General features: G+C 69.1%; 22 protein-coding genes. 8 read left to right on the top strand and 14 right to left on the bottom strand.

The window, feature by feature from the left end:
• Positions 1-104 precede the first annotated feature (104 nt).
• Together GGR64_RS00455 and GGR64_RS00450 are read left to right on the top strand one after the other, a co-directional pair.
• Positions 105-365, top strand: coding sequence for a hypothetical protein (locus tag GGR64_RS00455; protein WP_184643294.1), 261 nt, complete (start codon positions 105-107; stop codon positions 363-365).
• A gap of 271 nt (positions 366-636) precedes the next feature.
• Complete coding sequence (locus tag GGR64_RS00450; RefSeq protein WP_184643292.1) at positions 637-927, top strand: hypothetical protein; 291 nt, start codon at positions 637-639, stop codon at positions 925-927.
• 187 nt (positions 928-1114) lie between these two features.
• Here the strand turns inward: GGR64_RS00450 and GGR64_RS00445 are convergent, their stop codons facing one another.
• Positions 1115-2350, bottom strand: coding sequence for an MFS transporter (locus tag GGR64_RS00445; RefSeq protein WP_184643290.1), 1236 nt, complete (start codon positions 2348-2350; stop codon positions 1115-1117).
• Positions 2351-2520: 170 nt separating this feature from the next.
• Between GGR64_RS00445 and GGR64_RS00440 the strand changes: the two genes are divergently transcribed.
• On the top strand, positions 2521-3141 hold the full coding sequence (locus tag GGR64_RS00440; protein WP_184643288.1) for a TetR/AcrR family transcriptional regulator: 621 nt from the start codon (positions 2521-2523) through the stop codon (positions 3139-3141).
• A 12-nt stretch (positions 3142-3153) separates the two neighbouring features.
• Here GGR64_RS00440 and GGR64_RS00435 read toward each other — a convergent pair whose 3' ends face one another.
• Positions 3154-3762: a TetR/AcrR family transcriptional regulator gene (locus GGR64_RS00435; RefSeq protein ID WP_184643286.1), complete on the bottom strand. Its 609-nt coding sequence runs from the start codon at positions 3760-3762 to the stop codon at positions 3154-3156.
• A gap of 74 nt (positions 3763-3836) precedes the next feature.
• Here GGR64_RS00435 and GGR64_RS00430 point away from each other — a divergent pair, with 74 nt between their 5' ends.
• The 3 genes from GGR64_RS00430 to GGR64_RS00420 all read left to right on the top strand — a co-directional run bounded on the left by GGR64_RS00430 (position 3837) and on the right by GGR64_RS00420 (position 6757).
• Positions 3837-4460 (top strand): NAD(P)H-dependent oxidoreductase, encoded by a 624-nt coding sequence (locus GGR64_RS00430; RefSeq protein WP_184643284.1) that lies wholly within the window; start codon positions 3837-3839, stop codon positions 4458-4460.
• Positions 4461-4586: 126 nt separating this feature from the next.
• Complete coding sequence (locus GGR64_RS00425; RefSeq protein WP_184448547.1) at positions 4587-5279, top strand: MtnX-like HAD-IB family phosphatase; 693 nt, start codon at positions 4587-4589, stop codon at positions 5277-5279.
• Between the two features lie 122 nt (positions 5280-5401).
• The gene (locus GGR64_RS00420) at positions 5402-6757 is read left to right on the top strand and encodes an aminotransferase class III-fold pyridoxal phosphate-dependent enzyme (protein ID WP_184448744.1); all 1356 of its coding nucleotides are present in this window, start codon (positions 5402-5404) and stop codon (positions 6755-6757) included.
• A gap of 65 nt (positions 6758-6822) precedes the next feature.
• Here GGR64_RS00420 and GGR64_RS00415 read toward each other — a convergent pair whose 3' ends face one another.
• Both GGR64_RS00415 and GGR64_RS00410 read right to left on the bottom strand, forming a co-directional pair.
• Positions 6823-8061, bottom strand: a complete 1239-nt coding sequence (locus GGR64_RS00415; RefSeq protein ID WP_184643282.1) for a beta-ketoacyl-[acyl-carrier-protein] synthase family protein — start codon at positions 8059-8061, stop codon at positions 6823-6825.
• Positions 8062-8067: 6 nt separating this feature from the next.
• Positions 8068-8343, bottom strand: coding sequence for an acyl carrier protein (locus GGR64_RS00410; RefSeq protein ID WP_160965009.1), 276 nt, complete (start codon positions 8341-8343; stop codon positions 8068-8070).
• 112 nt (positions 8344-8455) lie between these two features.
• Here GGR64_RS00410 and GGR64_RS00405 point away from each other — a divergent pair, with 112 nt between their 5' ends.
• Together GGR64_RS00405 and GGR64_RS00400 are read left to right on the top strand one after the other, a co-directional pair.
• Positions 8456-9523 (top strand): GNAT family N-acetyltransferase, encoded by a 1068-nt coding sequence (locus GGR64_RS00405; protein WP_184643280.1) that lies wholly within the window; start codon positions 8456-8458, stop codon positions 9521-9523.
• 1 nt (position 9524) lies between these two features.
• Positions 9525-10403 carry an arginase family protein gene (locus GGR64_RS00400; RefSeq protein WP_184643277.1) on the top strand — a complete coding sequence of 293 codons (879 nt, stop codon included), beginning with the start codon at positions 9525-9527 and terminating at the stop codon, positions 10401-10403.
• 151 nt (positions 10404-10554) lie between these two features.
• Here GGR64_RS00400 and GGR64_RS00395 read toward each other — a convergent pair whose 3' ends face one another.
• From GGR64_RS00395 to GGR64_RS00350, 10 genes are all read right to left on the bottom strand, one after another.
• Positions 10555-11808: a DegT/DnrJ/EryC1/StrS family aminotransferase gene (locus GGR64_RS00395; protein ID WP_184643275.1), complete on the bottom strand. Its 1254-nt coding sequence runs from the start codon at positions 11806-11808 to the stop codon at positions 10555-10557.
• Entirely contained in the window at positions 11798-12196 is a 399-nt protein-coding gene (locus GGR64_RS00390) for a DMT family transporter (protein WP_019802414.1), read from the bottom strand. The genes GGR64_RS00395 and GGR64_RS00390 overlap by 11 nt, the downstream gene beginning before the upstream one ends.
• Positions 12193-12555: an EamA family transporter gene (locus GGR64_RS00385; RefSeq protein ID WP_160965001.1), complete on the bottom strand. Its 363-nt coding sequence runs from the start codon at positions 12553-12555 to the stop codon at positions 12193-12195. Before GGR64_RS00385 ends, GGR64_RS00390 begins: the two co-directional genes overlap by 4 nt.
• Positions 12555-13382 (bottom strand): alpha/beta fold hydrolase, encoded by an 828-nt coding sequence (locus GGR64_RS00380; protein ID WP_160964999.1) that lies wholly within the window; start codon positions 13380-13382, stop codon positions 12555-12557. The genes GGR64_RS00385 and GGR64_RS00380 overlap by 1 nt, the downstream gene beginning before the upstream one ends.
• Before the next feature lie 91 nt (positions 13383-13473).
• The gene (locus tag GGR64_RS00375; RefSeq protein WP_160964997.1) at positions 13474-14373 is read right to left on the bottom strand and encodes an HlyD family efflux transporter periplasmic adaptor subunit; all 900 of its coding nucleotides are present in this window, start codon (positions 14371-14373) and stop codon (positions 13474-13476) included.
• Positions 14370-15134 carry an ABC transporter ATP-binding protein gene (locus tag GGR64_RS00370; RefSeq protein WP_160964995.1) on the bottom strand — a complete coding sequence of 255 codons (765 nt, stop codon included), beginning with the start codon at positions 15132-15134 and terminating at the stop codon, positions 14370-14372. The genes GGR64_RS00375 and GGR64_RS00370 overlap by 4 nt, the downstream gene beginning before the upstream one ends.
• A complete protein-coding gene (locus tag GGR64_RS00365) occupies positions 15131-16264 on the bottom strand; it encodes an ABC transporter permease (protein ID WP_184643273.1) in 1134 nt (377 codons plus the stop codon). Before GGR64_RS00365 ends, GGR64_RS00370 begins: the two co-directional genes overlap by 4 nt.
• Positions 16264-17688, bottom strand: coding sequence for an efflux transporter outer membrane subunit (locus GGR64_RS00360; RefSeq protein ID WP_184643271.1), 1425 nt, complete (start codon positions 17686-17688; stop codon positions 16264-16266). Before GGR64_RS00360 ends, GGR64_RS00365 begins: the two co-directional genes overlap by 1 nt.
• Positions 17685-19106, bottom strand: a complete 1422-nt coding sequence (locus GGR64_RS00355; RefSeq protein ID WP_160964989.1) for a sensor histidine kinase — start codon at positions 19104-19106, stop codon at positions 17685-17687. The genes GGR64_RS00360 and GGR64_RS00355 overlap by 4 nt, the downstream gene beginning before the upstream one ends.
• Positions 19103-19810 carry a response regulator gene (locus GGR64_RS00350; RefSeq protein WP_160947424.1) on the bottom strand — a complete coding sequence of 236 codons (708 nt, stop codon included), beginning with the start codon at positions 19808-19810 and terminating at the stop codon, positions 19103-19105. The genes GGR64_RS00355 and GGR64_RS00350 overlap by 4 nt, the downstream gene beginning before the upstream one ends.
• Between the last annotated feature and the right edge of the window lie 254 nt (positions 19811-20064).

Genomic DNA, 20064 nt, shown 5'->3' with positions numbered 1-20064 from the left:
GATGTTGTTCCCTCGCATTCAACCTGAAACTCGCTGCCTCAGAAAGCTATTCGGCGCGTTTGGCTGGGCGTCCTATGCCCCATTAAATACATGGAGCAATTGAAATGAGCAAGAAACTGGATGTCAATGTATTTATTTATATAAATGGAAGTATTGAGCCTTTTCTTCTTCAAATATCGGAGCCGACTCCTTCAGGAGAAGATGATTTCTACTGTGTCGTGCATATGCCGGGAGTGCTGAAGAAGGATGCGAAAATTATTGGGATAGACGAGGCTCAAGCGAGCGAGTTGGCGGTTGATTTTGCCAAGTCCATGTTAGGCGACGAGAAGATTTTTGATGCGAACGGAATCGCCATCAAGTGGTGATGATTGGCGATTTTCGTGTTAATATAGATTGGTATGGCTATATCGTTGGTTATGGCGCTGGCGAGTGGCCCAGGGCGTGCGTGATCTATATCTCGCGAATAAATCCTAATTGGGAGCGAGCCTTCCCGGTGAAGACTTAGACGAAAATACCTAGTGCTTTCAAGGCGCCTTTACTCTGAATCTGGTTCAGCTCTGAAAACTGGTGACAGCCTGAGCGGATCGCCGCAACTGCGCCCACGAAGAATTCTTTGCGTGCCAATGAGGTGGCTGCATGAAATTTGATGAAGTCTATTACAGGCTTACCTACTTGGACCCGGCGATGCGCTTGCCCGTCATAAGGGCTTACGTTTGCCTGGGGGTGAATCTTTCCGATGAAGACGTGGATGGAAACACTTGGTACTTTCAGGACGTCTTTAGTTACTATGAACATGGTTCAGCTCTGACCGCAACAGAGCCCGACATTCCTGTGGTATGCCTGACAGAGCATGAGTTGAAGGGCGATATGTTGGATGCTGATCGGCTCCATGATTTATTGGAAGAGATAAAAGTAAAGCGCTATTGAGGTGATGGTTGCCTCTACAGCCTTACGAAGTCGCCAATAACTCCTAGGCGGCTTCTTATTTTCGGTGGGGGCTTTCGCGATAGACAGGCTCTGGCAATGAGTGGGCATGTGTGGCTCAAAAGTAGAGATGTCAGCGGCTGGCAGGGGGGGCCGAAGCATTGCCCGCCGGATTTCAACCAAGCGCATCTCAATGCCCCGTTACCGCCACGTTGGATGCCCGAGGACCTGCAGGAAACCCCCGCGTGCGGGCCGACCAGGCCACCAGCCAACCGACCAGCAGCAATGCCAGGACAGCCCAGGGCAGAGAGGCAACCCCCTGGGTTTCCAGCAGGACGCCACCCAACAGGCCGCCGCCGGCAATCGCGCCGTTCCAGGCCACCACGTTCATCGACAGGGCCACATCGGCGCCATCGCCTGCGGTATCGGCCAGGGCTGTTTGCAGGAACGTGGCGGCACCACCGAAGGTCAGCCCCCAGACCGCAACGCCTGCGTAGACGACCAGGGGCGACGCCATCCACAAGCCGAGCGCCAGCGCCGTCAGGGCGAACGCGGCAAGGCTGACCAGGACACTTGAGCGCAGACGACGATCGACCCATCGCCCGGCGATCCAGATGCTCACCAGCGCAGCGAGCCCGAATAGCAGCAGGACCCGGTCCACCTTGGCCGTCAGACCGGCGGGAGCCACGAACGGTGCCACGTAGGTGTAGAGGATGTTGTGGGCCAGCATCCACGCGATCACCACGCCCAGCACCGGGCGCACGCCCGGGGTCGTGAATACCCGGCGCAGCGGCATCGGTTCGCGGCCCGACTGGCCCGGATAGTCGGGCACCTTCAGCTGCACCCAGACGATCAGCGCCAGCGTCAGCAGCGACATGATGCCGAATGCCGTACGCCAGCCGGCGAGCGCACCGAGCCAGGTTCCCAGCGGCACTCCCAGCGAGAGCGCAACGGGCGTTCCCACCATGGCGATGGCCATGGCACGCCCCTGCTGGTGCGGCTCGACCATCCGCCGCGCATACCCTGCCAGCAAGCTCCAAGCCAACCCCGCCGCCGTACCGGCGAAAAAGCGCGACACCAGCGTCAGCCAGTAGTGCGAGGACAGTGCGGTGACGGAGTTGAAGACCAGAAAGCCCACGATGGTCAGCAACAGCACGTTGCGGCGCCGCCAGCCACGCGTCGCGATGGTCAATGGAATGGCTGCCAGCAGCGACCCCATGGCATACGCCGTGACCATCTGCCCCGCATACGACGGCGACACGCCCAAGCCTTCACCGATCTGCGGCAACAGGCCGGCGGGCAGGGTCTCGGTCACGATGCAGATGAAGCCGGTCATGGCCAGGGCCAGCAGCGCCGCGATCGGCAGTCGTCCGGCATCGGCAGCGGGGGGCACGCCCTTGCGGGGCGGCAGGATCGTTTCGGTCATTGGATCACGTCCAAGGGAGAGTCGGGGAGGGGGCACCGACGGCTGGTATAGCCACCGAGCTTGAAGGTCTAACATTTATATCGATTGGTACAAATATAGTGATGCTCGGTACCCCTCGTCAACGACTTTTGTATCGACTAGTATCTATCTAGCTTCTTAAGGAGTCTTCCATGGCGCAGATGGGCCGCCCCCGCAGCTTCGACCGTGACGAGGCCATCCGTCAGGCCATGCACATCTTCTGGGAGCATGGCTACGAATCCACCTCGCTCGCTCAACTCAAGGCCGGCATGGGCGGTGGCATCACGGCGCCCAGCTTCTATGCGGCGTTCGGTTCCAAGGAGGCGCTGTTCAAGGAGGTCGTGGCGCACTACCTGGCCACGCACGGGCGCGTGGAGGAAAGTCTCTGGGACGCGAGCGTTCCGGCACGCCAGGCCATAGAACTGACCTTGCGCTGCTCGGCGAAGATGCAAAGCGAACGCGGCCATCCCAAGGGCTGCCTGATGGTGCTGTCAGCTGCCGTCTGTTCGCCTGAGCATGCCCACGTGCAAAAACTGCTGGCCAAGGCGCGTGCACGCACGCGCGAGGGCATTGCAGCCTGCGTCGAGCGCGCGGTGGCGTCGGGTGAGCTGCCGGCCGGTACCGACGTACGCGCGCTGGCGATGGTGTTCGGGAGCTTTCTGGTGGGCTTGTCCACCCTGGCCCGGGATGGCATGACGTCCGCCGCCCTGGATAACGCGGTGACCGAGGTCATGCAGGTCTGGGACGCTGCCGCGCACCGCGCCAAGCCCTGATGGCGAAGTGCATCAACCCCTGAGCGTGATCCGCTGGATTGCGTCGTAGATCTCGTTCTCTGCATCCACGGGGGCCACCTCCCCTGCCAGCGCCGCGAAGGACACCGCTTCGGCCGTCCCCAGCAGGGCACGCATGGCCACAGGCTTCAAAGGCTTGTTCGCAAAAGGCGCGAGCGCGTGACGGCACTTGTCCAGGAAAAGGGCTTCATGCGCCTTCTTCAGAGCGTCCAGCTCCGGTGAACCGGTCAGTGCTGCGCTCACTCCCGGCATTTCCCGCCCCATGGTCATGACGCAGTCGACGTAGCTCGCGGCGATGACCTTGGCGACCGCGGGAAGTGTCCTGGCACAGGCTACGAGGGCTTCGTCCAGCAGCGCGTGCTGCCTGCGGTCGTACTCCTCGTAGAGCGCCGCGAGCAAACCGTTGCGCGCGCCGAAATGGTCATAGACGACGGGCTTGGTCACGCCCGCGCGCTCGGCCAGGTAGCCCAGCGTGAGCGCATCGCTGCCTTCGCTGCGAACGATGGACCAGGCGACCTCCAACAGTTGGCGTTGCCGGGCCTCCTTGGGAAGGCGCCGCTTGATCGCACGGTCCGCGTCTCGCCTCGTCGGATGATTGGACATCTATAACCTACCAAAAGTAATTTAAAGGCAATAACATACCAATGGTAGTTTAGGCCCATCCCCAAGGATTTCCCATGCATGCTCTCATCGTCGTCAGTCACCCCGATCCGCAGTCGTTGACCCACGCAGTCGCGCACGCGTTTGCCGAGGGCGTTGCAGCGCTTGGCCAGCACACCACGGAGCTGGCAGACATCGCGGCAGAGGGATTCCAGCCCGCATTCAATCCGGCAGACCGGGCCACGTTCCTGTTGACGGCGTCCGCGCCGCCCGACGTCCTACGTGAGCAGGAGCGTATCGACCGGTCCGATGCGCTGGTGCTTGTCTACCCTGTCTACTGGTGGTCGTTTCCAGGGCAGCTCAAGGGGTGGATCGACCGCGTTTTCTGCAACGGGTGGGCGTACTCGGAAACCCCGGAAGGTGCCATCGAGAAACGGCTCGGCCGTCTTCCCGTCCACCTGCTCGGCATCGGCGCTGCCGACGAGAGAACGTATGCGCGGCACGGTTACGACACGGCGCTGCGCACGCAGATCGATCACGGGATCTTCGATTACTGCGGCGCCAAGGTGGTCACCTCGAGGATCCTGTGCGGCATCGACAGTGCAAGCGCTGCATCCCACGTCACCATGGCGCGTGAATTGGGCCGCAACGCGTTCGCGCCGCACGGCACAGATGATGTCGAGCACAGGCCTTCTCCCTGACGGGAGCGCGGCGCGCGGGTAGGCGCTACCACGCTCAATGTGAACGCTCCGCTTTCTTTCACCCCGCCGAAAGGAGTGCGAAAGACAGCGTGCCTAGGCTCTGCCCCCATCAGCCGGAGAGCCACCTTGCGCGCCCAATGGAACATCCTTTGCGATTTTGACGGTACCGTGTCCCTGCAGGACGTGACCGACAGCCTGCTCGAACACCTCGGGAGCCCCGGTTGGCGGGAGCTGGAGGACGACTGGGTCGCCGGTCGGATCGGGGCCCGCGAGTGCATGAGCAAGCAGGTCGCGCTGCTCGACGGCGACGTCGATGCGCTACACCGGGTGCTGGATGCGGTGCGGATCGATCCGGCCTTCGTGCGCTTCGTCGCGCTGGCCGAGCGCCTGGGCATCCCGCTGAGCATCGTCAGCGACGGCCTGGACTACGGCATCGCCCGGATCCTGGCCCGCCACGGCCTGCACCATCTGCCGATCATCGCCAACCGCCTGCTGCGTACCGACGCCGGGCAGTGGCGCATGGCCTCGCCGCATGCGCGGCCGGACTGCCCCAGCGGCACCTGCAAGTGCGCGGTGATGGCGCAACAGCCGCCCGAGCGCGCCACCTTGCTGATCGGCGACGGCCGCTCCGATTTCTGCCTGGCCGGCAAGGCCGATCTGGTGTTCGCCAAGGACGGTCTGCTGCGCCATTGCCGCGCCAACGGGATCGCCCATTGCGCGATCACCGGTTTCGACGACGCCATCGCCCTGCTGCCCGAGTTGGCCGAGCCGGCGACGGCCGCCGTGTCCTTCCCGCTTCCTCTCACCCAACGAGCCTGATCCCGATGAACCGGAATGTCCCGCTTTCCTCGCTCGCACCGCTGCATGGCGATGCCGCGCCCGATCCGGAGGCGCTGCTGCGCACCGGCGCCGACCACCATCGCGCGCTGAGCGATGCGCAGATGCTGGCCGACGAGTCCCAGTACTGCTCCTACGGCGACACCGTGCACTACAGCGAGCCGCCGCGCATCTTCGGCCGCTGCGACGGCAGCTACCTGTACGACACCGAAGAAGTGCCGTACCTGGACCTGCAGATGTGGTACTCGGCGGTCAACTTCGGCTACGCCAATCCGCGCCTGAACCAGGCGCTGACCCGCCAGATCGAGACGCTGCCGCAGGTCGCCAGCCAGTACCTGCATCCGACCAAGATCGAGCTGGCCAAGACCATCGCCGTCGACGCCGAGCGCAAGTGGGGCCGCAAGGGCCGCGTGCACTTCAACGTCGGTGGCGCGCAGTCGGTGGAAGACTCGCTGAAGATCGTGCGCAACGCCAGCGCCGGCAAGAGCCTGGTGTTCGCCTTCGAAGGCGGCTACCACGGCCGCACCCTCGGCGCCTCGGCGATCACCTCGTCGTACCGCTACCGCCGCCGCTTCGGTCATTTCGACCGCGCCCAGTTCATCGAATTCCCGTACCACTTCCGCGGCCCCAAGGGCATGTCCAAGGAAGAGTACGGCGAGCAGTGCGTGGCCAAGTTCGAGCGTCTGTTCGAGACCGAGTACAACGGCGTGTGGGATCCCAAGGCCGGGCAGTGCGAGTACGCGGCGTTCTACGTCGAGCCGATCCAGGGCACCGGCGGCTACGTGATCCCGCCGCCGAACTTCTTCACCGGCCTGAAGCGGGTGCTGGACAAGTACGGCATCCTGATGGTGGTCGACGAAATCCAGATGGGCTTCTTCCGCACCGGCAAGCTGTGGGCGATCGAGCATTTCGGCGTGACCCCGGACGTGCTGGTGTTCGGCAAGGCGCTGACCAACGGCCTCAATCCGCTGGCCGGCATCTGGGCGCGCGAGGAGCTGATCAACCCGACCGTGTTCCCGCCGGGCTCGACCCACTCCACCTTCGCCTCCAACCCGCTGGGCACCGCGGTCGGCCTGGAAACCATGCGCATGCTGGCCGAGACCGACTACGAGTCGATGGTGATGGCCAAGGGCGCGCACTTCCTGGACGGCCTGCGCGACCTGCAGAAGCGTCACCCGGAAATCGGCGACGTCGATGGCCTGGGCCTGGCCCTGCGCGCGGAAATCTGCCAGGCGGACGGCTTCACGCCGAACCGCAAGCTGCTCGACACCATGGTCGACATGGGCCTGGAAGGCGAGCTGCGCCACAACGGCAAGCGCATCGGCCTGATCCTGGACGTGGGCGGTTACTACAAGAACGTGATCACGCTGGCGCCGTCGCTGCACATCAGCCACGAAGAGATCGACCTGGGCCTGTCCTTGCTGGACCAGTTGCTGACCCGCGCCAAGCAGGTCGCATGAGCCGGGCGGGAGACGACGCGCGCGGTTCGCGTTGCCTCCCGCCGTTCGCCGCGGCGGCGGGCGCTTCAGCCCGCCGCGCGCAGCGCGATCACCGCATTGAGTCCGCCGAAGGCGAAGGAATTGCTCAGCACCGCCTGCACGTGGCGGGCGCGCGCCTGGTTGGGCACGTAGTCCAGATCGCATTCCGGATCGGCATCGAGGAAGTTGGCCGTGGGCGGGACCACCTGCTCGCGCAGCGCGCCGATCGCCGCCACCAGTTCCAGCGCGCCGGCCGCACCGAGCGCGTGGCCGTGCACCGCTTTGGTCGAACTGACCGCCAGCGCCTCGGCGTGCGCGCCGAACACCTGACGCAGCGCCTTGGTTTCGCAACGGTCGTTGGCCTGCGTGCCGGTGCCGTGGGCGTTGATGTAGTCGATCTGTTCCGGGGCCAGGCCGGCATCCTGCAGCGCCAGGCGCATCGCCGTGGCGGCGCCGTCGATGCTGGGCGCGACGATGTCGCCGGCATCGGAACTCATGCCGAATCCCGCCAGTTCCGCCAGCGGTACGGCGCCACGGGCGGCGGCGTGCTCGGCGGTTTCCAGCACGAACATCCCGGCGCCTTCGCCCAGCACCAGGCCGCTGCGCTGTGCGCAGAATGGCCGGCAGGTGTCGTCGCTGACCACCCGCATCGCTTCCCAGGCGCGGATCAGTGGCAGGCTCAGGCAGGCTTCGCTGCCGCCGGCGATGGCCACGTCGGCCAGGCCGTGACGGAGCATCAGCACGGCCTGGGCGAGGGCGTGGTTGGCCGAGGCGCAGGCGCTGGACACGGCGAAGGCCGGGCCGCGCAGGCCGAAGGCGATGCTGATCTGGCTGGCCGCGGCATTGGCCATGCTGCGCACGATGGTCAGCGGGTGCAGGCGTTCGGCCTGGTCGCGGTACAGCCGGCGCGATTGCTCGTCGCGGCTGAGTTCGGCGCCGACGCCGGTGCCGACCACCACCGCACAGCGCGCGCCGAGCGCGGCATCGTCGCGTGGCAGGCCGGCCTGGACGATCGCTTCCTGGGCGGCGACCAGGGCCATCTGGGTCATGCGGTCGAGCTGGCCCGGGGCGATGCCGCCGGTCTGCGTGGCGTCCGGCGCGAACCCTTGCAGGGTCGCGGCCACGCGCATCTTCAGGGTGCTGAGCGGATCGGGCGAGGGCAGGGCGGCGATGCCGCTGCGGCCCTCGCGCATCGCGCTCCACAGCGCCTCGGCGCCGAGGCCGAGCGCGCTGACCGCGCCCGTGCCGGTGACGACCACGCGCCGCACGTGCGGGGAGGCGCCCATGGCGCGTCAGTGCGCCGGTTGCGCCGCGCCGGCCGCCGCCTTGGCCGCCAGCGCGTCCTCGACCGCCTGCACCAGCTTGCCGAGCGAGCCGTCGTCCAGGTTCGGGTCGCGCTGCGGGAAGGTGATGTCGAAGTGCTCTTCGATGTCGAACAGGATTTCGATGGCCTCGAGCGAATCCACGCCAAGGTCCTGCAGCTTGGCATCGGGGGTCAGGCGCGCCGGGTCGATCTCGCCATGCTTGGTGACGATGCTGTGGATTTGCGACTCGATGGACGGGGTCATGGCAGTGCTCCGCGAAATGAAGGGCCACCGTGCGGCACCCGCCGCCGGTGGATCGCACGCTGCGGCCTGGGCCGCAGCATCCATTCTCCACGCTAGACGATCAATCTTGCAGATGCCTTTCGTCAACCAACTCGAGCCGCAGGCCTTGCAGCGGCAGTTCCTGCAGCACCCGCCGTCCGGTTTCCTGATCCAGCCCCTGGAGCACGGGGTGCCGGCCTTCGAGGCCGATTTCGACCTGCTGACCACGGCCGAGCCGGCGCTGCGCGACCGCGTGGCGCGGCTACCGTTGCAGCGCCTGTGGCAACGCCTGCTGCGGCCGCGCACCAGCTTCGTCGGCAGCACCGTCAGCGAGTACGCCTGGCTGCCGCGCGCGGCCGACCCGGCCCAGTTGCCGCGGCAGTGGCGCAGGCAACTGGGCCGGCGCCGCGCGCTGATGATCGTCAAGGACGTGCCGCAGCGCTCGCCGCTGCTGGATGAGGCCGACAACGCCTGGGCGCAGATCTTCCTGGACGCCTGCGAGCGCAATGGCTACGTACTGCTGCGCGGGCAGGCACTGGCCTGGGTGCCGATCGATTTCGCCTCCACCGACGAGTACCTGGCGCGGCTCTCGCGCGGGCGCCGGCGCAACATTCGCCGCAAGCTGCGCTCGCGCGCCGACCTGGAGATCGAGGTGCTGCCGACCGGCCCGGCCTTCGCCGACCCGGCGCTGCGCGCGCACTGCTATGCGCTGTACCAGGAGGTGTATGCGCAGAGCGAGATCCATTTCGACCTGCTCACCGAGCCGTTCTTCGATGCGCTGCTGACCGACGCCGCGTCCGGTGGGCAGGTGTTCGTGTACCGCCACCAGGGTCGCATCATCGGCTGGAACCTGTGCTATGTGCACCAGGGCCGGCTGCTGGACAAGTACATCGGCCTGCATTACCCGGATGCGCGCGACCACAACCTGTACGCGCTGAGCTGGATCGAGAATCTCGATTACGCCTGCCGCCACGGCCTGACCGCCTACGTCGCCGGCTGGACCGATCCGGAAGTGAAGGCCCAGCTCGGCGCCAGCTTCACCTACACCTGGCATGCGGTGTATCTGCGCAATCCGCTGCTGCGCGCCGTGCTGCGCCGGCTACGGCCGCTGTTCGAATCCGACGACGTCGGGCCGGCGGCCGATGCCGCCGAGGAGGACTGAGATGCGCACTCCGGTCCTGCTCGATCTCGACGATTCGCTGGGCGCAGTGCCCGACGCCGTGCGTCTGCCGCTGCGTGACTGGTGCGACGGCCTGCGCTTCGCCTGCTCGATGGCGCGGCTGCGTCGCTTCGGCGCGGCGCTGGAGCAGGCACTGCCGACGCAGTACGGCACCGTGCTGCTGGGCAGCGGCGATTTCCATCACCTGAGCCTGCCGCTGATCGTGCGCCTGGCGGAGCGTGCGCAGGCACCGTTGCGGGTGGTGGTGTTCGACAACCATCCGGACAACATGCGCTTCCCGTTCGGGGTGCACTGCGGCTCGTGGGTGCGGCGCATCGCCGCGCTGCCGCAGGTGGCGCAGGTCGAGGTGGCCGGCATCACCTCCGGCGACGTCGGCCCCGGCCATGCCTGGGAGAACCATCTGCTGCCGCTGTACCGCGGCAAGCTGCGCTACTGGTGCAGCGGCGTGGACGTGGGCTGGGCGCGGCGGCTGGGCCTGGGCCAGGCGGTGCGCGGCTTCGCCAGCGTGAGCGAACTGAGCGATGCGTTCGTCGAGCACCTGCGGCGCACGCCGATGCCGACCTATCTGTCGCTGGACAAGGACGTGCTGGATCCGCAGGACGTGCGCACCAACTGGGACCAGGGCCAACTGCGCGTGCCGCAGTTGCTGCAGGCGATCGACGCGCTGCGCGGGCAGGTGTGCGGCAGCGACATCACTGGCGAGGTCTCGCTGGCCCACTATCCGCAATGGTGGAAGCGCACGTTGGCGTCGCTGGATGCGCAGCCCGAACCATCGCCGGCCGACCTGTCGGCCTGGCAGGCGCAGCAGCATGCGTTGAACCTGCGGCTGCTGGCGGCGTTGGACGCGGCCAGCGTCGGTTAACGCGGGCCCTGTCTGTCTGTAGGAGCGGCTTCAGCCGCGAGAGGCGTTACCGGTAACGCCCTCGCGGCTGAAGCCGCTCCTACAGGATTCTTCCCGTCGTTACGCGAGGCGCATTTTCATCGCGACGCTGGCGAAGCCGCCCGTCGCCCAGTCAGGCGCTCGGCGCAGCGGCGTGCACCAGATCGACATCCAGCGGCGCCGGCCCGACCGCGCCGGCGCAGGCCGCCTGCAGCGTGGCCACGATGGTCTCGAAGCGCGCCTCGTCCAGCCAGGGGCTGTTGCTGATGCTCAGGCAGCGTGCGGCGAAGTCGCTGGCGTTGGGCATCGGCGTGCGCTCGACGATGCCGTGCAGGTAGTCGTAGCCGGGCAGGGCATGCACGAACGGCACCGCCACGCCGAGCCCGCGCGGCCACAGCGTAGCCAGCACCGATTCGCGTGCGGCCGCGTCGGGCAGCAGCACCATCAGGATCGGCCAGCTGCCCTGAGCACCCGGGGTATCGGCGATCACGCTCAGGCCGGGGATGCTGGCCAGGCGTGCGCTGCGGCGTCGGCCCTGCTCGCGAATCTGCGCAAGGAATGCCGGCCAGCGCGCGCTGGCGCGTACGCCCACCGCTTCGCGCCAGGCGCCGACCGCGTGTTGGGCGATGGCCGTGCCGAAGCGGTCGCCGGCCGCGCCGACGCGGTCGCCGCGGCGCAGCGCGCGGCGTACCGGCGCGCCATAGGCCCAGCGCAGCGGCTGCGGCCGGTACAGCGCGGCGTAGCCGAGCAGTTCCAGGCTGCGGCGCAGTTCCCAGCGCCAGTCGCGCTGGCCCAGGCGGGCGGCGGTGTCGGCCAGGCTGCGCTGCAGCGGCGCATGCCGCGACATCAACAGCCCGCCTTCGTAGAGGGTCAGGCCCTTGCCTGCGGCCAGGCTGCAGAAGCCGATGTCGCCGCCCAGGCCGGCCGGGCGGCCGTCGGGGTGCACGCCGCCCAGCGCCTGCGCCGCGTCCTCGATCAGCAGCGCGCCGCAGCTTTCGGCGGCACGGCGCAGCGGCGCCAGGTCGGTCAGGCGCCCGCCCAAGTGGGTGGCGATGATCGCCAGGGTGTCGCTGCCGCAGCGTTGCGCCAGCTGCACCGGGTCCAGTTCCAGCGAGCCGGGCAGCAGATCGCACAGCACCAGTTGCAGGCCGCAGTGCGCCACCGCCAGCGCCACCAGCGGGCAGGTATAGGCCGACACCAGCACCTGCCGGCGCCGGTTGGCCGCAGTCAGGGTGCGCAGGGCCACGATCAGGGCCGCGGTGCCGGAGCAGGTCAGCAGCGCCTGTGGCAGGCCGACCGCGCTGGCCAGCCGGGTGCGTGCACGGCCAGGCCACAGGTCGCGCCACTGCAGCGGCAGGCCGGCAGTCGGCGGGATCTCAATGCGCATCGGCAGGATCCGCGCGTTCGCCCATCGCCAGGCAGACGATGCCGCCGACGATCAGCGCCGCGCCCAGCGCCTGCAGGACGCCGATATGTTCGTTGAACCACCAGGCCGACAGCAGCATCACGCTGACCACCTCCAGGTGCGAGGCGGCGAAGGCAGGGCCGATCGGCGCGTGCTCGAGCAGCTTCATCCAGGTGAAGAACGCGCCGATGTAGCCGAGCAGCGCGGCGTACAGCCATGGGCTGCCGAGCAAACGCAGTACCCACGCCAGTTCGGCCTGCGGCGGGAAGGCATGGGTGCCGGCCAGCTTGAAGCCGATCTGGGCCAGCGTGTCGAAGCTCAGCAGCAGGGCGAAGCCCACCGCGTAGCGATGCAGCGGCGGCCGGCTCATGAGCCCAACCCCACCACGGCCACGCCGGCGCTGACCAGGCAGATGCCGGCCACCTGCATGCGCCCCAGGCGTTCGCCGAACAGCCAGCGCCCGGCCAGCATGATCGCCACGATGTTGATCGAGCCCAGCAGCACGCCGCGGCCCAACGGCACCAGCGACAGGAACGCGGTCCAGGCGAGGAATTCGAGCACGTAGCAGGCCACGCCGAACCACAAATATGGCTGCCGGGCCATGTTCTGCCAGCGCGTCACCCCGGTACCTTGCGGTCGGCTGGCGACGTACTTGAAGGCCAACTGGCCGGCGGTGTCGAGGACCACCGTCGTCAACCAGATCGCCACCACCGAGCCGCTCATCGCCATCAGGCGGCCGCCTGCTGCGGGGTGGTCAGGGCCGCGAAGAACTGCGCCAGGCGTGCGCCGAGCACGCGCCGTTCGCGGTCCAGGGTGATCATGTGGTAACTGTCGTGCAGCAGCAGCAGCTCGGTCGGCCCGGAGACGTTGGCGATCACCAGCCGCGCGTTGCGCAGGTCGGCGATGTCGTCCTCGGCCGCGTGCGCGACCAGGCATGGCGCGACGACCTTGGGCAGGTTGCGGCGCACGTCGCGCGAGAGCAGGTACATCTCGGCCAGGGCGTGCCAGGGGTTGCCGGGCAGGCCGGCGGCGCTGCTGTCGCCGCCGAGCATGGCGCTGCTGACCTGGGCGCGGATGCGCTCGTCGCGCAGGCCGTACGGCGGCTCCTCCAGGAACATGCGGCGCTTGCCGATGCCCAGGCGCTTGAACCACGGCAGCAGGAACGCCAGCCGCGCGCGCTTGGGGATGTTCCAGCCGTCGTAGCGGAAGGTGGCGCCGAGCACGCCGACCCCGTCCACCCACTGCGGACGCTCCTGCGCCAGGCGCAGCGCCAGCAGCGCGCCCATCGACAGCCCGGCCACGAACAGCCGGTCGACCTGCGGACGCATGCGCTCGGCGGCGGCCTCGACGCTGGCGTACCAGTCGCGCCAACTGGTGGCCAGCAGGTCGTCCTCGTCGCCGCAATGGCCGGCCAGCTGCACGCCGTGCACGCTGAAGCCTTCGCGGTTCAGGCTCTTGCCGAGCAGGCGCATCTCGCTGGGCGTGCCGGTCAGGCCATGGATCAGCAGCACGCCGTTGCGGCCGCCTTCGAAGTGGAACTCGGCAGATTCGATCATGTGAATAGGCGCGGCTGCGCAGTCTCGGCAATCCGTGCAGGGTCGCCGCCGCGCGTTTCAGCAGCCTTTCGCCGCGGTGGCGGCGTGCAGCTCAGCGCTTGGCTGCGGCCGGGTTGCGGAAGCGCACCAGCACGCGCTGGCCCAGGCGCAGGGTCGAGGGCTGGGTGAAGGCTAGCACGCAGGCCACGCTGCGGTCGTTGCCGGCGGGCGTGGCGTCGTCGTGCAGCTGGGTGGGGCCGTAGGCCGGCGCCAGCCAGCGCACCACCGCCTCGCCGAGCACGGTCTGGCGGCCGTCGTCGCTGATCACCTCGGCGGCCATGCCCGGGGTGACGCTGCCGGCATAGCTTTCGTTCAATTCGGCGCGGACCAGGCGCGGTGCGTCCGGCAGCAGGGTCAGCAGCGGCGTGTTGGCCTCGCTGCGCGCGCCGACCGCGGCCGACAGCTGCAGCACGCGACCGGCGACCGGCGCCTGCAGACGATACTGCGCGCGCTGCAACTCGGTCGCGCGCACCTGCGCCTCGGCCAGGGCCGCGTCGCTGCGCGCGGTGTCCAGCGCGTCGACCAGGCTCTGCACCGCGTCGCTGGCGTCGTCGGCGGTCTGCCCGTCGCCGGCGCCCAGGCGCGCGGCCTCGGCCAGCCGCCGCTGCTTCTGCTGGGCGCTTTGCAGGCGTTGCTGCAACTGCTTCAGGTGGGCGGCGGCGGCCTGCGCGCGGGTGCGGGCGATGTCCAGGTCGACCGCGGCGGCGCGATCGTCGCCGGCGACCAGCAAGGCGCCTTTCTGCACCGCGTCGCCCTCGTGCACCGGCACCTCGCGCAGGGTCGCGGCGACCGGCAGGCCGAGCTTGAGCACGCCGCCTTCCACGTCGATGCGGCCGCGCGCCACTGCCAGGTAGGCCGGGGTGGCGGCCGGCGCCGGGGCCGGCGTACGGTCCGATGGCGCGCATGCGGCCAGCAGCAGGCTCAGCAGGGGCGCGGCGGCGAACGCTTTCATGGTGCGGGATTCCGTGAGGGCAGGGGCGAGGGCGGCGCGATGACGCGGCGGTCGTCGTGGATGCGGCCGTCCTCCATCGACAGCACGCGGTCGGCGTGGCGGATCAGGCGCGGGTCGTGGCTCACGCACAGCACCATGGTGTTGTGGCGGCGCGCGATGCGATGCAACAGGTCGATCACGATCTGGCCGTTGCCGGCGTCCAGCGCGCTGGTCGGTTCGTCGGCGAACAGCAGCGCGGGGTGCTTGGCCAGCGCGCGGGCGATCGCCACGCGCTGCTTCTCGCCGCCGGACAGTTCGGACGGGCGCAGGTGCTGGCGGTGGGCGATGCCGACCTCGGCCAGCGCCTCTTCGGCGCGGCTGCGCACCTCGGCCGGGGCCAGACCCATGTACTGCAGCGGCAGCCGCACCTGGTCCAGCGCGCACAGCGCCGGGAACAGGTTGAAGCCCTGGAAGATGAAGCCGGTGTGGCGCAGGCGGAACTGCTCCAGCGCGGTGGCGCCGAGCGCGCCCAGCTCCTCGCCCAGCGCCAGCACGCGACCCGCGTCGGCGCGCTGCAGGCCGCTGAGGATCGACAGCAGGGTGCTCTTGCCGCAGCCGGACGGGCCGGAGATCAGGGTCAGTTCGCCCGGCCACACCTGCAGTTCCACGTCGCGCAGCACCGGCGTGCGCAGGCTGCCGGAGACGAAGCTCTTGCACAGCCCGCTGCCGCTGAGGGTGGCAGCGGCCGGGTGCAGCGCGGCAGGGGCGACGATGCGGCTCATCGCAGCAGCAACGCCGGATCGGCGCGACGCAGCCCGCGCAGCGCGGCCAGGGCCGAGACCACGGTCAGCAGCATCACCGCGCACACGCACAGGCCCCAGCCGCTGGCGTTGAACGCCACCGGCACGTCGTGCGCGCGGGCCAGCGCGACCAGCGCCGCGCCCAGGGCGCTGGCGCCGATCAGGCCCAGCGCGCCGACCCAGGCGGCCTGTTCCAGCACCACCCAGCGCAGGTTGCGCATGCTCACGCCCAGCGCGTTGAGCGTGGCGTACTCGCGCGCGGCGCCGAGCACCGTGCCGAGCAATGTCTGGCTGGTGATGGCCACGCCGACCAGCAGCACGATGCCGCCGAGGAACAGCACGCCGGAGCCGGCGCCGGTGTCGAACATCCAGAACAGGATGCTGCGCCGGGCGAAATCGTCGGCGCTCCAGGCTTCCACGCGCGGCCGCGTGACCGCGCTGTCGATCGCCTGCGCCACCGCCTGCGGGTCGGTGCCGGGGCGCAGCCTGGCCACCATGTAGGTCGGCCAATCCGGGTGTGCGGTGTCGCTGTTGAGCGCGCGCGCGGTGTCCAGCGACGCCAGCACGTTGACCCCGCCGAGCGCGCGCAGGCCGCGGCCGACCCCGATCACCCGCACGCGGTGGCCGTTGATGCGCGCGCTGCTGCCGACGCCGACGCCGAGCTTGTCCAGTTCCGCGCGGTCCACCACCACGGTGTCCGGTTCGCGCAGGCCCGCACGCAGGGCGGGGCTGAGCAGGCGGGAGAACATCAGTCCGCCGTCGCGGGTGTCGATGCCGGAGATGTAGACCGACACCGCACCGGTGTCGCCGGGTCCGCGCCAGTCGCCGTCGAACCAGATGAATGGCTCGACCTGCGCCACGCGCGGGTCCAGGTATAGCGGCGCGGCGGCGTCCGGATCGATGGCGCGGCCCTGGTCCACGCTCTGCGTGCCGGGATAGCCCAGCCACAGGTCGGCGTCGGAGCCGGAGACATAGACGCTGGCGCTGCCGAAGATGCCCAGCACCAGCGCGGTCTGCAGCAGCAGCAACAGGCTGGCGAAGCCCACCGACACCACCACCGGCAGGAAGCGGCGCCATTCGTAGCGCAGGGTCTGGCGGGCCAGCGCGACCATCAGGGCTGCGCGCCTTGGTGTTCGTTGCCGGTATCGGGAATCGGCGCGGTGGCGCTGCCCAGCGCGGTGTGCAGGGCGACGTAGGCCAGGTCGCGCTGGCGCTGCGCTTCCAGCAGCTCCAGCGCGGCCTGGTCGCGTGCGGCCTGCTGCGTGGCCACGTCCAGGTCGCTGCCCAGGCCCAGACGCCGGCGCTGCTGGGCGACGTCGCTGGCCTGCTGCTGTGCCTGCAGCACCTGCTGCTGGGTCTCGGTGTTGCGCCGCTGCTGTTCCAGCGTGGTCAGGGCGTTCTCGACCTCGTTGACCGCGTCCAGCACGCTCTGCCGGTAGGCCAGGGTGGCCGCTTCCAGCAGGTCGCCGCGCGCCTTCGCCTTGGCCTGGCGGATGCCCCAGTCGAACAGGGGGATGTCGATCACCGGGCCGAACGAGGCGATGCCATGGGTGGCGGTGCGGCGATGGGTCAGCAGGCTGGTCGACCAGCGGATCGCGCCGCCCAGGCCGATGCTGCCGTAGCGGTCGGCGCGGGCGATGCCCAGCGCGCCGGCGGCGCTGATCACCTCGGCCTCGTGCGCGGCGATGTCCGGGCGCCGGCGCAGCAGGTCGGCCGGCACGCTGTCGACCGCGGCGATCTGCAATTGCCCCGGCGCGGTGGCGGCCGCGGCCGTGCTCCACGCCGGGTCGGGCGTGTCGCGGCCCAGCAGCACCGCCAGGCGCCGCGCGGCCGCGGCTGCGGCGTCGCGCGGTTCGTTCGCCGCGGTCTGCGCCTGCAGCGCCGCGGCCTGCGCCTGCGCGGCGGTGGCCGGTGCGGCCAGGTGCAGATCGACCAGGGTCTGCTGCAGGCCGGCCTGGCGCTGGCGCGCGCTGGCGATGTCCTGCAGCAGGCGTTCGGCCTGCTGCGCGTGGCGCAGGTCGATCCAGTTGTGCGCCACGTCGGAGATGGTCGCCGCGCGCACCTGCGCCAGGTTGGCCTGGGCGCTCTGCAGGTCGCCGCGTGCCACGCGATTGGTGGCTTCGCCGCGGCCGAACAGCGGCAGCTCCCATTCCGAATCGACGCCGACCACCAGGAACGAGGCGCTGGCGTCGGGGTCGATCGGGTCCTCGGTGCGCGCGCGCAGCTGCGGCCGCAGGGTCGCGTCGGCGACCGCATCCAGCCGCCGCGCCGCGCGCAGCCGCGCCAGCGCCTGGCCCACCTCGAGATCATCGCGCAACGCCTGCGCGACCAGCGCGTCGAGTTGCGGATCGTGGAAGTCCTGCCACCAGGCGTTGCCCGGCGGGCGTGGCGCGGCCGCCTGCGGCGTCGCGCTACTCCACTGTGCGGGCATCGACGGCTGGCGCAGGTCGGGGATGGGCTTGCTGGCACAGCCGCCCAGCGCGAGCGCGGCGGCCAGCGTCAGCATCGTGAGCGGGCGGATAAGGATCCGGCTCATGCCTGCGGCTCCGCGGCGGCCGGCAGGTCCAGTTCCGCGCGCAACCCGCCCAGCGCCGAACGCCGGTAGCGCAGCGTGGCGTGGTGGCGCGCGGCGATGTTGGCGACGATCGCCAGGCCCAGGCCGGTGCCGCCTTCGGGCGCGTCCGGAGCACGGAAGAAACGCTCGCCCAGGCGCGGCAGCAGGGCCTCGTCGATGCCGTTGCCGGCGTCGTCCACGGCCAGGCGGACAGACTGTGGATCGCGGCGCAGGCTGACCGTGACCACGCGGCCGGCGGCATGGCGGAAGGCGTTGTCCAGCAGGTTGTCGAGCAACTCGCGCAGCGCATAGACGTCGGCGGCCACCCAGGCGGGCGCGTCGTCGTCGGCGCCGTCGTAGCCCAGGTCCACGCCGGCGTGCAACGCGTCGGGGATGCGCTCGGACAGCGCTTGCGGCAGCCATTGCGCCAGGTCCAGCGGCAGCAGTTCGCGGATGCTCTCGCGCGGCGCCTGGGTGCGGGTCATCGCCAGCAACTGGGTGGAGGTGCGGGTGGCGCGGTCGGTCAGCTGGCGGATGTGCTGCAGCGCCTGCGCGGTGTCTTCCGGGCGCTGGCTGGACTGGGCGCGCTGCACGTGCATGCTCAGCCCGGCCAGCGGCGTGCGCAGTTGGTGCGCGGCGTCGGCGAGGAAGCGCTCCTGCAGCGCCATCATGTGCTTGAGGCGGCCGAGCAGGCCGTCGATGGCCTGGGTCAGCGGCAGGATCTCCACCGGGATGTCCGGGCCGGATACCGGGCTGAGGTCGCGCTGGCTGTCGTCGAGCCGGCGCACCGCCGGCTCCAGCATGCGCAGGCCGACCCGCACGCCGTGCCAGACCAGCACCAGCAGGGAACAGGTGAGCAGCAGTTCGGTCGGCAGCATCAGCACCAGGATCTCGCGAGCGCGGCGGTGGCGGTCGTCCAGGGTCTCGGCCACCGACACGGTGAGCCAATCGCCCGGCTCCAGCGCCGAGGGCAGCAACAGGCTGGCCACGCGCACCGGCACGCCGTTGTCCATGTGGTCGTCGTACAGCATCACCCGGCCGATCTCGGCTGGATCCGGGTGTGCGGGAATCGGCAGGGTGCTGCCGCTGATCACCCCGTGGCGGCGGCTGTCCAGCTTGAAGAACACCCGGCCGTCGCTGCTGTACTCCAGCAGCTGCCGTGCCTGCAAGGTCAGCGGCATGCGCTCGCCGGGGTCGTTGACCGCATTGGCCAGGCCCTGCGTGTCCTCCTTCAGGTCCATGTCGTGGACGTGATTGGTGTACTTGAGCATCAGCAGGTAGAACAGCGCCGACACCACCAGCATCAGCAGCACGGTGGGGATCAGCAGGAACGCCAGCAGTCGCTGGCGCAGGCTGGGGTGGCGGTATGCCGGCGACTGCGCGGCCGCGGTCGCGCTCACTGCGGGATCTGTGCGTGGTCGGCGGCCGGCGAGGCGGCGCGCGACTCCTCCAGCAGGTAGCCCAGGCCGCGGATGGTCCGGATACCGACGCCGGCGCCGTGCAGCTTGCGCCGCAGGCGGTGCATGGAGATGTCCAGGCCGTTGTCGGTGATTTCGTGTTGCCAATCGCACAGCGCTTCGGTCAGCTGGCTGCGGCTGACCACGCGCCCGCTGCGCAGCAAGAGCGTCTCCAACAGCGCGAACTCGCGCGCGGTCAGGTCCAGCGGCTGGTCCTGCAGCCACACCCGGCGCCCGGCCAGGTTGATGCGCAGTTGCCCCAGCACCAGTTCGGGCACGCCGCCGCTGCTGCTGCGGCGCAGGAGCGCGCGGGTGCGGGCGAGGAACTCGGACAGTTCGAAGGGCTTGATCAGGTAGTCGTCGGCGCCCTGGTCGAGCGCGCGGATGCGGTCTTCCACCGCGTCGCGCGCGGTCACCACCAGCACCGGGATCTCGTCGCGGCGGGCGCGCAGGCGCTGCAGCACCTGCAGCCCGTCGCGGCGCGGCAGGCCCAGATCCAGGACCAGTAATTGATAGCTTTCGCTACCGAGTGCGCGTTCGGCGGCGGCACCGTCGCTGACATGGTCCACCACATGACCGCACTCGGCGAGCGAATCGCGTAACGCAACAGCAATGGACGTATCGTCTTCGGCAACCAGGATGCGCATGACGCGAATGCTTGCAACGGGGATGTGGGAAAACCGTCGTAATCGGCGGCGGCGAAGTCGCTACGTTCACATACGTCGATGTAGTTTCGGTGGAGTCTGTATCCAGATTCTGCGATGCGGTGATGACGATTGTCATCCATGACATCGTTTGCGCGGTGTTGGTCCTGACTCCGCCGGGTAGGGAAAACCCTATAGCCTGCCGCGGCATCCGCCGATCCTCACGCCCCCCCGGGCGGCGGCATCATGAACGCGCC

This window comes from Xanthomonas sp. 3307, from assembly GCF_014199735.1.
GTDB lineage: Bacteria > Pseudomonadota > Gammaproteobacteria > Xanthomonadales > Xanthomonadaceae > Xanthomonas_A > Xanthomonas_A rydalmerensis.
Note: the sequence above shows the minus strand (reverse complement) of the source record. Positions and strands in the feature narration are given on the sequence as shown.